Origin of the sequence: Acidovorax delafieldii 2AN, assembly GCF_000175235.1 — a bacterium.
Classification (GTDB): domain Bacteria; phylum Pseudomonadota; class Gammaproteobacteria; order Burkholderiales; family Burkholderiaceae_C; genus Acidovorax; species Acidovorax delafieldii_B.
Window position 1 is genome coordinate 25,141 of sequence record NZ_ACQT01000019.1, and the last position, 12,570, is coordinate 37,710.

Below are 12,570 nucleotides of genomic sequence, written 5' to 3' on the forward strand. Positions count from 1 at the left end.
CTGATTCAATAGCTAAATGGCCACCGGTGGCAGGCCGCGCTCCTCGGCAAGCCACTGCAGCACCGGGTACGCGCCGGGCAATACAGGCGCCACGGTGAGCGGCATTTGCTGCCAAGCCATGGTCTGTCCCTCGCGCATCTCGAATTCGCCCGTCCACTCGCGCACCTTGCACCAGTGCAGCCGCACCAGCGCGTGGGGATAGTCGTGCTCGGTCACCTTCCAGACACTGGCTGCGCCGATGGTCACACCAAGCTCCTCGATCAGCTCGCGGCGCAGCGCCTGCTCCACCGTCTCGCCCGCTTCGAGTTTGCCGCCCGGAAACTCCCAATACCCCGCGTAGGGTTTGCCGGGAGGACGGGTGGACAGCAGCATGGCCCCGTCGGGGCGCAGCAGGATGCCAACCGCCACCTCGGTGTGCTTGCGGGGGGGAACAGAAGGCGACGGGTCGGAAATTGCGGTTTCAGCCACCATGGCGCCCCGCAAAGTCACGGGCGAACTGGTAGGCCACACGCCCGCTGCGCGAGCCGCGCTCGAGGGCCCAGACCAGCGCCTGCGGGCGTGCCTCGGCAATGGCCGCCTCGGACAGTCCCAGGGACGACAGCCATTGGGCCACGATGGTCAGGTACTCATCCTGGCTGAACGGATAGAAACTCACCCACAGACCAAAGCGCTCGGACAGCGAAATCTTCTCCTCCACGGCTTCGCCGGGATGCACTTCGCCATCGTCGGTGTGCGTGTAGGTGCGGTTCTCGGCCATGTACTCGGGCAGCAGGTGCCGCCGGTTGCTGGTGGCATAGATCAGCACATTGGGCGTGGCCGCTGCGACCGAACCATCCAGGATCGACTTGAGCGCCTTGTACCCCGGCTCGCCGTCTTCGAAGCTCAGGTCATCGCAGAACACGATGAATTTCTCGGGCCGGCCCGAGACCACATCCACGATGTCCGGCAGGTCGGTGAGATCGGCCTTGTCCACCTCGATGAGGCGCAGCCCCTGGGCCGCATGGGCATTCAGGCAGGCCTTGATCAGCGACGACTTGCCCGTGCCACGCGCGCCCGTCAGCAGAACATTGTTGGCGGGCTTGCCTTCGACGAACTGCTGGGTGTTGCGTTCGATTTTCTCCTTTTGTCCGTCGATTTCCTTCAGGTCGGCCAATTGCATGGCGGCCACGTGGCGCACGGGCTCCAACGAGCCGTGCCCGCTGCTGCGCTTGCGGTAGCGCCAGGCGATGGCGGCCGACCAGTCGGGCTCGCCCAGAGGTTGGGGCAGCACGGATTCGATGCGGGCAATGAGCTGCTCGGCGCGTTCGATCAGGTGTTCAAATTTTTCGTTCATTCTGGCATCTTGCGCTTATTCAACAAGCGCCTGCAGCTATTAATCAAGGAGCAAGTTCAGGAACGGTAGTCCGCATTGATGGTGACGTATTCGTGGCTGAAATCACAAGTCCACACCGTATCCGCGGCGTCACCCCGGCCCAGCACCACCCGCACCGTGATCTCGCTCAGCTGCATGACACGCTGACCGTCTTCCTCGCGGTAGGCGGGGTTACGGCCACCGTGGACGGCAACATGCACGTCATCCAGGTACAGGTCGATGCCGGTCTGGTCGAGATCGTCGATCCCGGCATACCCCACGGCCGCCAGAATGCGGCCCAGGTTTGGATCGCTGGCATAGAACGCCGTCTTGACAAGCGGCGAATGGGCAATGGCATAGGCCACCTTGCGGCACTCGTCGCCCGTCTTGCCACCCTCCACCCGCACAGTGATGAACTTGGTGGCCCCTTCGCCATCGCGCACAATGGCCTGCGCAAGCTTTTGCGCCACATCCAGCATGGCAGCCTTGAGCGCATGACCCTCGGCGCTGTCCAGCGCCGTGATGGGGGCATGCGCCGCCTTGTGGGTGGCTACCACCACAAACGAATCGTTGGTCGAAGTGTCGCCATCAATGGTGACACGGTTGAACGAGCCATCGGCCAGTTCGCGCACCAGCTGCTGCATCACCGCCGGGGCCACGCAAGCATCCGTGGCCATGAAGCCCAGCATGGTGGCCATGTTGGGGCGGATCATGCCCGCGCCTTTGCTGATGCCAGTGATAGACACCGTTGCACCACCGATCTGCACCTGTGCCGAAAAGGCTTTGGGCAGCGTGTCGGTGGTCATGATGCCCTCGGCGGCGCGCGCCCAATGGTCAGGTTGCGCATCGGCAATGGCCGCGGGCAGGCCAGCTTCGATGCGGTCATTGGGCAACGGCTCCATGATCACGCCGGTCGAGAACGGCAGGATCTGCTCGGGCGCCATGCCGATCTGGCGGGCCAGCGCCACGCAGGTTGCGCGTGCACGCGCTAGACCGTCGGCCCCCGTGCCTGCGTTGGCGTTGCCAGTATTGACCACCATCGCGCGGATGGGCTGGCCGCTGGCCAGGTGTTCACGGCTGACCTGCACCGGCGCGGCACAAAAACGGTTCTGCGTGAACACGCCCGCCACGCTGGCGCCCTCGTCCAGCAGGAACACGGTGAGGTCTTTGCGGTTGGCCTTGCGGACACCGGCCTCGGTAACGCCGATGCGCACACCGGCAATGGGGCGCAGGTCAGAGGCGACAGGTGCGACGAGATGGACAGCCATGGGATGAGGGCCTTTCAAGAAAACAAGAAATGCGATGGAGCTGCGCCACTCATGCGCCAGCCCGAAGATCAACTGCGGGGATTATCCGGAAAACCGCCGCACCAATGAAAACACGGGCCGAAGCCCGTGTTGAGCAAACAGGTGCCGGCTGGGCAGTGCCCGCGGCAAATTCGCGTCAGGCCAGCTTGCCGTGGCACTGCTTGTATTTCTTGCCGCTACCGCAGGGGCAGGGGTCATTTCGGCCGACGCGCACGCCCTGGGGCAGTGCCGAGGCCGCCGAGTGTTCGTCCACCGTGGTCTCCACCTCGCCCGTTTCGGTGGGCGCCGTGTACGTCACGTTCGCGATGCTTTCGGCACGGTTTTCCATGTCCTGCGCGGCCTGGTCAAGCTGCGCAGGCGACTGCACCTGCACGGTCATCAGGATCTTGGTGACTTCGTTCTTGACCTGATCGATGAGCTGGCGGAACAGCTCGAAGGCTTCGCGCTTGTATTCCTGCTTGGGCTGCTTTTGGGCATAGCCGCGCAGATGGATGCCCTGGCGCAGGTAGTCGAGCGCGCTCAGATGGTCGCGCCAATTCGAATCAAAGCTCTGCAGCAGCACCACGCGCTCGAACTGGGTGAAGTTCTCGCGCCCCACTTGCTCGACCTTGGAATCGAAAGCGGCATGCGCGGCCTGCAGCACTTTTTCTAGGATTTCATCGTCGGTGATGGACTGGGCGCCCTGCACTTCCTGCTGCAGGGCGATGGGAACCTGCCATTCTTCCGCCAACGCCTTCTCAAGCGCAGGCAGATTCCACTGCTCCTCCACCGATTCCGCCGGCACATACATGCGCACCAGGTCGGTGAGGCAATCCTCGCGCATCGCGGCAATCACATCCGACAGCTCGGCGGCATCCAGAATGTCATTGCGCTGCTGGTAGATGACCTTGCGCTGATCGTTGGCCACGTCGTCGTATTCGAGCAGCTGTTTGCGGATATCGAAGTTGCGGGCCTCCACCTTGCGCTGGGCCGATTCGATGCTGCGCGTCACGATGCCCGCTTCGATGGCCTCGCCGTCAGGCATCTTGAGCCGGTCCATGATGGCCTTGACGCGGTCGCCAGCAAAGATGCGCATCAGCGAATCATCCAGGCTCAGGTAGAAGCGCGAGGAACCTGGGTCGCCCTGGCGGCCCGAGCGGCCACGCAACTGGTTGTCGATGCGGCGTGACTCATGGCGCTCGGTGGCGATGATGCGCAGGCCGCCCAGCTCTTTCACCTTCTCGTGGTCGCGCGCCCATTCGGCACGCACCTCGGCGATGCGGGCCTGCTTGGTGGCCTCGTCCAACGATTCGTCCGTCTCCACGGCTGCCAGCAGTTTTTCAATGTTGCCGCCCAGCACGATGTCGGTGCCGCGACCGGCCATGTTGGTGGCAATGGTGATCATGCCGGCGCGCCCGGCCTGGGCCACGATATCGGCCTCACGCGCGTGCTGCTTGGCATTCAGCACTTGGTGCGGCAGGCCTTCCTTGTTCAGGAGCTGGTCGATGATCTCGGAATTCTCGATGGACGTGGTGCCCACCAGCACAGGCTGGCCGCGCTCATGGCATTCGCGAATGTCCTTGATGGCCGCTTCGTATTTTTCACGGGTGGTCTTGTAGACACGGTCGAGCTGGTCGTCGCGCCGGCTGGGGCGGTTGGGAGGAATGACCACGGTTTCGAGGCCGTATATCTCCTGGAACTCATAGGCTTCGGTGTCGGCCGTGCCGGTCATGCCGGCAAGCTTGCTGTACAGGCGGAAGTAATTCTGGAACGTGATCGAGGCCAGGGTCTGGTTTTCGGCCTGGATGTTCACACCTTCCTTGGCCTCGACGGCCTGGTGCAGGCCTTCGCTCCAGCGCCGGCCCGACATCAGGCGGCCCGTGAATTCGTCAACGATCACGATCTCGCCGTTTTGCACCACGTAGTGCTGGTCGCGGTGGTACAGGTGGTTGGCCCGCAACGCCGCATACAGGTGGTGCATGAGCGTGATGTTCGCTGGATCGTAGACGGATGCGCCCTCGGCGATCAGGCCCTGGCTTGCCAAGATGCGCTCGGCGCTTTCGTGGCCTTGCTCGGTCAGAAAGACCTGGTGGGTCTTTTCGTCCAATGTGAAATCGCCGGGCTTGGTGACGCCCTCCCCCGTGCGCGGGTCGGCTTCACCTTCCTGGCGCACCAGCAACGGAACGACCTTGTTCATGGCGATGTACATTGCCGTATGGTCCTCGGCCTGGCCGCTGATGATGAGCGGCGTCCGCGCCTCGTCGATCAGGATGGAGTCCACCTCGTCCACGATGGCGAAGTTCAGGCCGTGCTGCACGCGGTCGCGCGCCTCATAGACCATGTTGTCGCGCAGGTAGTCGAACCCGTATTCGTTGTTCGTGCCGTAGGTGATGTCCGCGGCGTAAGCCGCTTGCTTCTCCTCACGCGGCATGTTGGGCAGGTTGATGCCCACCGTGAGTCCGAGGAAGTTGTAAAGCCGGCCCATCCACATGGCATCGCGGTTGGCCAGGTAATCATTGACCGTGACCACATGGACACCCTTGCCAGAAAGCGCATTCAGGTAGACGGGCAGCGTCGCGGTCAGCGTCTTGCCCTCGCCCGTGCGCATTTCGGCGATCTTGCCGTAGTGCAGCGCCATGCCCCCGATAAGCTGCACGTCAAAATGGCGCATCTTCATGACGCGCTTCGAACCCTCGCGCACCACCGCAAAAGCTTCGGGCAACAGGGCGTCCAGCGCCTCACCCTTCGCAACGCGCTCCTTGAATTCCTGCGTCTTGGCGCGCAGCGCGTCATCGGTCAGCTTCTCGAAGTCGGGCTCCATCGCATTGATGCGTGCAACCGTCTTGCGGTATTGCTTGAGAAGCCGGTCATTGCGGCTGCCGAAAAGTTTGGTGAGGAAGTTGGTGGCCATGCGAACAGGACCGCCCCACATGCCCAATGAGCATGCCAGGCGACCGTAACCCCTAAGGTGAATTGTTTTCAGGTGGGACTGCCGCCCCCGATTGCAAGCACTGCGTCATCGGGCAACAGACTCCGGACCGGCGATTTTACCTGCCTGCCAGCAAAGCTCCAGCCAAAGCGGGCGCGGCCGGCGTTGGCGCGGTTGCAACAGGCCTACCGGCCGCAACACCTCCCGCACGCAGAAACTTCTGCGGGTCTGAAAGACCCCTTGCACCAGAGCTTCGAAGTGCAGGTGGCCGCCGGTCGGGCGCCCGTTGGTGCCCACTTCCGCGATCTTCTCCCCTCGGCGCACCAAGTCGCCTGGCTTCACCAAGGTCCGGGAGGCGTACGCGTAACGCGTTACCAATTGGTTGCCGTGGTCGACCTTGACCATGGCACCACAAGCGGATGGAATTCCTGCGCCACGACAACCCCGCCCGCCGCTGCGAAGATGGGGGTTCCGGTATTGGCCTGAAAATCAAGGCCGGTATGCAGGGCCGATTGTCCGGTAAAGAGATCGAGTCGCCAGCCGAACGACGAGCCTGGGGTCTTGCGCGTGACAGGCATACGGGTGGGCACCATCTTCTTGCGGATGTGCCGATCGAACAGGCGCGACTCGAGGACTGTGATGAGATCCATGCGCTGGGCAGTCAGGCGCGCTAGGTCACCGAGCGTGGCTTGCAATTCGTCCATGGTCAGCGGCCGCGCCCCCACCAGCGCGCCCCTCTGCCATCTGCGCGATGCATGTCGGCCTGCGAGACCCTGTACACGCTCCCCCAGCGAGTCAAGTTGTGCACCATCCTGGCCTGCATGTCCGCCCACCCTGCGGGCCATGGCATCGTGGTTGGCACGCATGAAGCGGCCGCGCTCCGCGAATTCATCTCTGGCGATCAGGCGCACCACGCCACCCACCACGGGCCACCCTTCGCGCGCTCCCTGAAGGGACACCCAGTGGTACAGGCCAACGGCCACCAACACCAAGCTCAGCAACATCGCCAGCAGCAGGCGCGGCCCCGTCAGATAGATGGTTCGGCTGCGAGCGAACCGCGCGTCCGTGATAATCACTTGGACGTTGACTTCTCCGCGCCCAGGCGCCCGACCGATGAACCGCCGCCACTATGCGATCACACTGCAGCAAGCCAGCGAGGACTCCCCGACGCTGGCCCGGCTGACGGCGCTCACCCGCGAGTCAACACAGCGGCTTCAGGCGATTGAAATGTTGATTCCGGTAGCTTTGCGCTCGACCGTGCAGGCAGGCCCCATCGACGGGACTACATGGTGCCTGTTGGTCAAGAGCAATGCCGCAGCGGCAAAGCTCCGCCAACTGCTGCCTGCCTTGCAGGCGCATTTGCGCAGCCGGGGGTGGGAGGTTAACGCGATTCGCCTCAAAATCCAAACCTGAGTCACCGCGCAAGGGGAGTAGGCCCCAGGCATGGGGAGGACAGCGAAAGAGGAATGGTGCCGATTGTCGGAATCGAACTGACGACCTACCGCTTACAAGGCGGTTGCTCTACCAACTGAGCTAAATCGGCGAAGCCCGCATTTTATCCTGCAAATGCAAGCCTACTGGCATGGCGGCGCTATTTGACGCGCTTGAGTGAAGGGCGTGCGCCTCCGGTGCCAGGTGGGGGACGCGGCGCGTCTGCATCGCCCTCCGCAGGTGCACTCTCTGCGGGAACGAGCTGCACCACGCGTTCATCGGCCTGTTCTGCTGTGGCACTCTGCACAGCGGAGGGAGCCGAAGGCACTGGGGCCATATCGACCGCAGCATCCACCATGTCCACAGGCGGAGGAAAGGCCATGCCCTGCCCGTTTTCACGGGCATAGATGGCAATGACCCGGCCCACCGGCACCAGAATATCGCGCGGCTTGCCGCCAAAGCGGGCTTTGAACTCGATAAAATCATTGCCCAACTGCAGTGAACTGGTGGCGTCGAAGCTGATATTCAGCACGATTTCACCGTCTTTCACGTACTCGCGAGGCACCTGCACCGAGCCGTCGACGCGCACGGCCACATAGGGCGTGAACCCGTTGTCGGTGCACCACTCGTAAAGAGCCCTGATGAGGTAGGGACGGGTGGAGGTGGATTCCTGGGCGTTCATGGCGTCGTGATCGGTGGACGAAGGTCGGTACAGCCAGTGATCGACTTACTTGCGCATCACCTTCTCGGAGGGCGTGAGTGCCTCGATGTATGCGGGGCGCGAGAAAATCCGCTCTGCATACTTCAGCAAGGGGGCTGCGTTCTTGCTGAGATCGATACCGTAGTAATCCAGGCGCCACAGCAATGGTGCAATCGCCACGTCCAGCATCGAGAAGTTGTCCCCCAACATGTACTTGTTCTTGAGGAACACGGGGGCCAGTTGCGTGAGACGGTCACGGATGTGGGCACGCGCTTTTTCCAGTGCTTTCTCGTTGCCCTTCGTGGCGCGCGATTCGAGCGTATTGACGTGAACGAACAATTCCTTCTCGAAATTCAGCAGGAACAGGCGCACGCGCGCACGGTCCACGGGATCGCCGGGCATCAGTTGCGGATGCGGAAAGCGCTCATCGATGTATTCGTTGATGATGTTCGATTCATACAGGATCAGGTCGCGCTCCACCAGAATGGGCACCTGCCCATAGGGGTTCATCACGCTGATGTCTTCGGGCTTGTTGTACAGGTCCACATCGCGGATCTCGAAGTCCATGCCCTTTTCAAACAGGACAAAGCGGCAGCGGTGGGAAAAGGGACAGGTCGTACCCGAGTAAAGCACCATCATGGTGAGAGGCTCCTAAAAATCAAAAGAGTGGGACGCAAAAAAGCGCCCACTCTGTAAAGTACCGCCGCGCCAGCACAGCGGCGCGCGGTCAGCGGATCAAGGGTTTACTTGACGTCTTTCCAGAAGGCTGCATTCAACCTCCAGGCGATGAGCGTGAAGAAGCCCAGGAAGATCAGAACCCACACGCCCACCCGCACACGGGTGTTCTGCGCTGGCTCTCCCATCCACTGCAGATAGTTCACCAAGTCGCCGACGGTCTGATCAAACTGCAGCGGGGTCATGGCTCCGGGCGTGACCTGCTCCCAGCCCTTGAACACGTGGGTCGTCTGGCCATGGCTTTCATGCTCTTCGAAAATCGGGCGGCGCTCGCCTTGCAGCTGCCACAGCGCGTGCGGCATGCCGACGTTGGGGAAAAGCACGTTGTTCCAGCCCGTGGCCTTGGTCTCGTCGCGATAGAAAGAACGCAGGAACGTGTACAGATAGTCGGCACCCGTGCCGCCGTGGCCTGCACGCGAGCGGGCGATAACGGTCAGGTCGGGCGGGTTGGCGCCAAACCATTCCTTGGCCTGCTTGGGATCAATGGAAGCCTTCATGGTCTCGCCCACCTTTTCGGTGGTGAACAGGAGGTTGTCCTTGATCTGCTGCTCGGTCAGGCCGATATCGCGCAGACGGTTGAAACGCATGAAAGCAGCCGAATGGCAGCTCAGGCAGTAATTCACAAACACCTTGGCACCGTTTTGCAGCGAGGCCAGATCGTTGGTCTTGCCGGGCGCCTTGTCCCAGGCAACGGTGTTACCTGCTGCTTGCACGGAGCCTGCTGCCAGGCCCAGTGCGGCGATCAACGTGAGGATGAGTTTCTTCATTGTTGTTATCTCCAGGGCTCAATGCGCAGTGAAGTTGACACGGTCAGGCACTGGCTTGGTTGCGCCCAGACGGCTCCACCATGGCATCAGCAGGAAGAAACCGAAATAGAACAATGTGCCGACCTGCGAAACGCGCTCACCCACCGGCGAAGGAGGCTGAACACCCAGGTAACCCAGGATCAGGAAGTTGACCACGAAGATGGCATACAGGTACTTATGCCAGCTCGGACGGTAGCGGATCGACTTGACGGCACAGGTGTCGAGCCATGGCAGGAAGAACAGGATGATCACGGCACCACCCATGACGACCACGCCCCAGAACTTGGCGTCGATGGACAGCATGAGCACCACTACCACCAAGGCCGCGCCGACGACACCGCCCTTGAAGATGGCGGGCAGACGGGCCTTGACCGCGCCAAGGAACGCACCCGCCAACACGCAGGCGATCAGCGCGTACATCATCTCGCTGGTGATGGCACGCAGCATCGAGTAGAACGGCGTGAAGTACCACACAGGCGCAATGTGCGCAGGCGTCTGCAGCGGGTCGGCCGGGATGAAGTTGTTGTACTCCAGGAAGTAGCCACCAAACTCCGGAGCGAAGAAGATCACTGCCGTGAAGGCCATCAGGAACAGCCCCACGCCGAAAATGTCGTGCACCGTGTAGTAGGGATGGAAGGGAATGCCGTCGAGCGGATGGCCGTTGGCATCCTTGGGCGCGTTGGGCGCCTTGATTTCCACGCCATCGGGGTTGTTGGAGCCCACGTCGTGCAGCGCCAGCAAATGCGCAACGACCAGACCCAGCAGAACCAGAGGCACGGCAATCACGTGGAAGCTGAAGAAGCGGTTCAACGTGGCATCGCCCACCACGTAGTCGCCACGGATCAGCAGCGCCAGATCAGGGCCGACGAAGGGGATGGCGGCAAACAGGTTCACGATCACCTGGGCGCCCCAGTACGACATCTGACCCCAGGGCAGCAGATAGCCCATGAAGGCTTCGGCCATGAGCGCCAGGAAGATGGCGCAGCCGAAAATCCAGACCAGTTCGCGCGGCTTGCGGTAGCTGCCGTAGAGCAGCCCGCGGAACATGTGCAGGTACACGACGATGAAGAATGCGGACGCACCGGTGGAGTGCATGTAGCGGATCAGCCAGCCCCAGGGCACATCGCGCATGATGTACTCGACCGAAGCAAAGGCAAGCCCGGCATCGGGCTTGTAGTGCATCACCAGGAAGATACCGGTGACGATCTGAATCACCAGCACCAGCAGTGCCAGCGAGCCAAAGATGTACCAGAAGTTGAAATTCTTCGGAGCGTAGTACTCCGACATGTGCATGCGGTAGGCGTCGAACGCCGTCGGGAACCGGTTTTCGAACCAGTTGGTGAGCTTGGCACCCGCCGAGGCGTTGGGAGAGATTTCTTTGAATTCGTGGGCCATGTGGTGCTCCTTCAGGCCTTCTTGTCTTCGCCGATGACCAGGCGGGTATCGGACAGATACATGTGCGGCGGCACCTCGAGGTTGTCCGGCGCGGGCTTGTTCTTGAAGACGCGGCCGGCCATGTCGAACGTGGATCCATGGCACGGGCAGAGGAAACCGCCCTTCCAGTCATCGGGCAGCGAAGGCTGTGCACCGGGCTGGAACTTCTCAGAAGGCGAGCAACCCAAATGGGAGCAGATGCCCACCGCCACCAGGATTTCCGGCTTGATCGAACGCGCTTCGTTGCGCGCATATTCCGGCGTCAGCTCACTGGGCTTGCGCTCGGACTTGGGATCGGCCAGTTGGCTGTCGAGCTTGGGCAGTTCTGCCAGTTGCTCAGGTGTGCGTTTGACAATCCAGACCGGTTTGCCGCGCCACTCCACGGTGATTTTTTCTCCGGGCTTGAGGGCGGAGATGTCCACCTCGACGGCTGCGCCTGCGGCCTTGGCTCGCTCGGAGGGCTGGAAAGAACTCACGAAAGGTACGGCGGCTGCCACGCCGCCCACCGCACCAGCGCAGGCAGACGTGATGATCCACGTCCGCTTGCTGGAGTCGATTGGAGTGTCACTCATGGGGATCCTCGATGAACATCGCTAGATTGGGGTCAACTGCGAATTGTAGCGGAGTGAAAATGGGTAATTCAATGCAGTGGGCAGGCTTGACAGGGCTGCAGACTCCGCAATACTTGAGCATTCGCAACTATCAGGGAGATACCCATGGGCATGATGCAAGAGTTCCGCGAGTTTGCAATCAAGGGCAATGTGATCGACCTTGCCGTGGGCGTGATCATTGGCGGGGCTTTTGGCAAGATTGTCGACTCCGTGGTGTCCGACCTGATCCTGCCCGTGGTGGGCATGGTGTTTGGCAAGCTGGATTTTTCCAATCTGTTCATTGTGCTGGGCAATGTGCCTGCAGGCACAGCCCTCACGCTCGATGCGCTCAAGAAGGCGGGCGTCCCCGTATTCGCGTACGGTAACTTCATCACCGTGGCGGTGAATTTCATCATTCTTGCATTCATCATCTTCATGATGGTCAAGCAGATCAACCGCCTCAAGCGTGAAGCCCCCGCAGCACCTCCGGCCCCCGCCGCACCTCCTGAAGACATCGTGCTGCTGCGCGAGATCCGCGACAGTCTCAAGCGCTGAACAGGCGCGGCACGCCGCGTTGCCCACACTCTTGCCCTCTCCATCAGAGGGCGTTTTATTTATTGAGCCAGCTGGCGTGCGACGCGCACGGCTTCCACCAGGCTAGCGGCATCGGCCACGCCCTGGCCAGCGATGTCGAATGCGGTGCCATGGTCGGGGCTGGTGCGCACCAGCGGCAGGCCCAGGGTCACATTCACCCCTTTGTCCACGCCGAGGTACTTCACCGGAATCAGCCCCTGGTCGTGGTACATCGCCAGCACCACGTCGAACTCGCCGGCGCGCTGCGGCGTGTGCCGCGCGCGCATGAACACGGTGTCCGGCGCGAAGGGGCCGTGCACATCCATGCCCAAGGCGCGTGCGTCGGCAACGGCCGGCACGATGTGCTCGATTTCCTCGCGGCCGAAAAGCCCGCCCTCGCCGCCATGGGGGTTGAGGCCCGCGACCGCCATGCGCGGCGCCCGGCCCAGACTGCGCAGCAACGCCGCATGGGTGATGCGCAGCGTCTGCAGGACGTTGTCACGCGTCACCGCATCGATGGCATCGCGCAGTGACACATGGATGCTGACCAGTACCGTGCGCAGTTCATCGCTCGCAAGCATCATGCGCACCGGCATGTCGGCCAGCGGCACGCCTTGGTGGGCCGCCGCTTCGGCCTGCAGCAGTTCGGTGTGGCCAGGGAAATCCACCCCGGCAGCCGACAGCGCCTCTTTGTGCAGCGGTGCTGTCACCAAAGCCGCGATATCGCCCCGCAGT

General features: G+C 62.1%; 12 protein-coding genes, 1 tRNA gene and 1 pseudogene. 2 read left to right on the forward strand and 12 right to left on the reverse strand.

Going from position 1 to position 12,570, the window contains the following annotated elements; genetic code table 11:
• Positions 1–12: 12 nt before the first annotated feature.
• From ACDELDRAFT_RS05285 to ACDELDRAFT_RS05305, 5 genes and pseudogenes are all read right to left on the reverse strand, one after another.
• On the reverse strand, positions 13–471 hold the full coding sequence (locus tag ACDELDRAFT_RS05285) for an NUDIX domain-containing protein (protein ID WP_005794195.1): 459 nt from the start codon (positions 469–471) through the stop codon (positions 13–15).
• A complete protein-coding gene (locus tag ACDELDRAFT_RS05290) occupies positions 461–1,333 on the reverse strand; it encodes an ATP-binding protein (RefSeq protein WP_005794197.1) in 873 nt (290 codons plus the stop codon). Before ACDELDRAFT_RS05290 ends, ACDELDRAFT_RS05285 begins: the two co-directional genes overlap by 11 nt.
• A gap of 56 nt (positions 1,334–1,389) precedes the next feature.
• Positions 1,390–2,619: a bifunctional glutamate N-acetyltransferase/amino-acid acetyltransferase ArgJ gene (argJ, locus tag ACDELDRAFT_RS05295; RefSeq protein WP_005794198.1), complete on the reverse strand. Its 1,230-nt coding sequence runs from the start codon at positions 2,617–2,619 to the stop codon at positions 1,390–1,392.
• A 175-nt stretch (positions 2,620–2,794) separates the two neighbouring features.
• On the reverse strand, positions 2,795–5,548 hold the full coding sequence (gene secA / locus ACDELDRAFT_RS05300) for a preprotein translocase subunit SecA (protein ID WP_005794200.1): 2,754 nt from the start codon (positions 5,546–5,548) through the stop codon (positions 2,795–2,797).
• 136 nt (positions 5,549–5,684) lie between these two features.
• A pseudogene (locus ACDELDRAFT_RS05305) lies at positions 5,685–6,555 on the reverse strand (M23 family metallopeptidase).
• Between the two features lie 124 nt (positions 6,556–6,679).
• Here ACDELDRAFT_RS05305 and ACDELDRAFT_RS05310 point away from each other — a divergent pair.
• Positions 6,680–6,979 (forward strand): DciA family protein, encoded by a 300-nt coding sequence (locus ACDELDRAFT_RS05310; protein ID WP_005794205.1) that lies wholly within the window; start codon positions 6,680–6,682, stop codon positions 6,977–6,979.
• A gap of 54 nt (positions 6,980–7,033) precedes the next feature.
• On the opposite strand, the gene ACDELDRAFT_RS05315 is transcribed toward ACDELDRAFT_RS05310, so the two are convergent.
• From ACDELDRAFT_RS05315 to petA, 6 genes are all read right to left on the reverse strand, one after another.
• Positions 7,034–7,109: transfer RNA gene (locus ACDELDRAFT_RS05315), tRNA-Thr, on the reverse strand.
• Positions 7,110–7,157: 48 nt separating this feature from the next.
• Positions 7,158–7,679 carry a ClpXP protease specificity-enhancing factor gene (locus tag ACDELDRAFT_RS05320; protein WP_005794206.1) on the reverse strand — a complete coding sequence of 174 codons (522 nt, stop codon included), beginning with the start codon at positions 7,677–7,679 and terminating at the stop codon, positions 7,158–7,160.
• Positions 7,680–7,724: 45 nt separating this feature from the next.
• On the reverse strand, positions 7,725–8,336 hold the full coding sequence (locus ACDELDRAFT_RS05325) for a glutathione S-transferase N-terminal domain-containing protein (RefSeq protein WP_005794209.1): 612 nt from the start codon (positions 8,334–8,336) through the stop codon (positions 7,725–7,727).
• Positions 8,337–8,440: 104 nt separating this feature from the next.
• Positions 8,441–9,199, reverse strand: a complete 759-nt coding sequence (locus ACDELDRAFT_RS05330) for a cytochrome c1 (RefSeq protein WP_005794211.1) — start codon at positions 9,197–9,199, stop codon at positions 8,441–8,443.
• 18 nt (positions 9,200–9,217) lie between these two features.
• A complete protein-coding gene (locus tag ACDELDRAFT_RS05335; RefSeq protein ID WP_005794213.1) occupies positions 9,218–10,633 on the reverse strand; it encodes a cytochrome b in 1,416 nt (471 codons plus the stop codon).
• An 11-nt stretch (positions 10,634–10,644) separates the two neighbouring features.
• Entirely contained in the window at positions 10,645–11,244 is a 600-nt protein-coding gene (petA, locus tag ACDELDRAFT_RS05340; RefSeq protein ID WP_005794215.1) for a ubiquinol-cytochrome c reductase iron-sulfur subunit, read from the reverse strand.
• A gap of 144 nt (positions 11,245–11,388) precedes the next feature.
• Here petA and mscL point away from each other — a divergent pair, with 144 nt between their 5' ends.
• Positions 11,389–11,817, forward strand: coding sequence for a large conductance mechanosensitive channel protein MscL (gene mscL / locus ACDELDRAFT_RS05345; RefSeq protein ID WP_005794217.1), 429 nt, complete (start codon positions 11,389–11,391; stop codon positions 11,815–11,817).
• A gap of 59 nt (positions 11,818–11,876) precedes the next feature.
• On the opposite strand, the gene pdxA is transcribed toward mscL, so the two are convergent.
• Positions 11,877–12,570: 4-hydroxythreonine-4-phosphate dehydrogenase PdxA (gene pdxA, locus ACDELDRAFT_RS05350; RefSeq protein WP_040328162.1), on the reverse strand; the 694-nt coding region annotated here is incomplete at its 5' end.

Bases quoted from the DNA above. Each gene is read 5' to 3' on its own strand.
- ACDELDRAFT_RS05285 (WP_005794195.1), bottom strand. From the start codon at position 471: ATGGTGGCTGAAACCGCAATTTCCGACCCGTCGCCTTCTGTTCCCCCC.
- ACDELDRAFT_RS05290 (WP_005794197.1), bottom strand. From the start codon at position 1,333: ATGAACGAAAAATTTGAACACCTGATCGAACGCGCCGAGCAGCTCATT.
- argJ (WP_005794198.1), bottom strand. From the start codon at position 2,619: ATGGCTGTCCATCTCGTCGCACCTGTCGCCTCTGACCTGCGCCCCATT.
- secA (WP_005794200.1), bottom strand. From the start codon at position 5,548: ATGGCCACCAACTTCCTCACCAAACTTTTCGGCAGCCGCAATGACCGG.
- ACDELDRAFT_RS05310 (WP_005794205.1), top strand. From the start codon at position 6,680: ATGAACCGCCGCCACTATGCGATCACACTGCAGCAAGCCAGCGAGGAC.
- ACDELDRAFT_RS05320 (WP_005794206.1), bottom strand. From the start codon at position 7,679: ATGAACGCCCAGGAATCCACCTCCACCCGTCCCTACCTCATCAGGGCT.
- ACDELDRAFT_RS05325 (WP_005794209.1), bottom strand. From the start codon at position 8,336: ATGATGGTGCTTTACTCGGGTACGACCTGTCCCTTTTCCCACCGCTGC.
- ACDELDRAFT_RS05330 (WP_005794211.1), bottom strand. From the start codon at position 9,199: ATGAAGAAACTCATCCTCACGTTGATCGCCGCACTGGGCCTGGCAGCA.
- ACDELDRAFT_RS05335 (WP_005794213.1), bottom strand. From the start codon at position 10,633: ATGGCCCACGAATTCAAAGAAATCTCTCCCAACGCCTCGGCGGGTGCC.
- petA (WP_005794215.1), bottom strand. From the start codon at position 11,244: ATGAGTGACACTCCAATCGACTCCAGCAAGCGGACGTGGATCATCACG.
- mscL (WP_005794217.1), top strand. From the start codon at position 11,389: ATGGGCATGATGCAAGAGTTCCGCGAGTTTGCAATCAAGGGCAATGTG.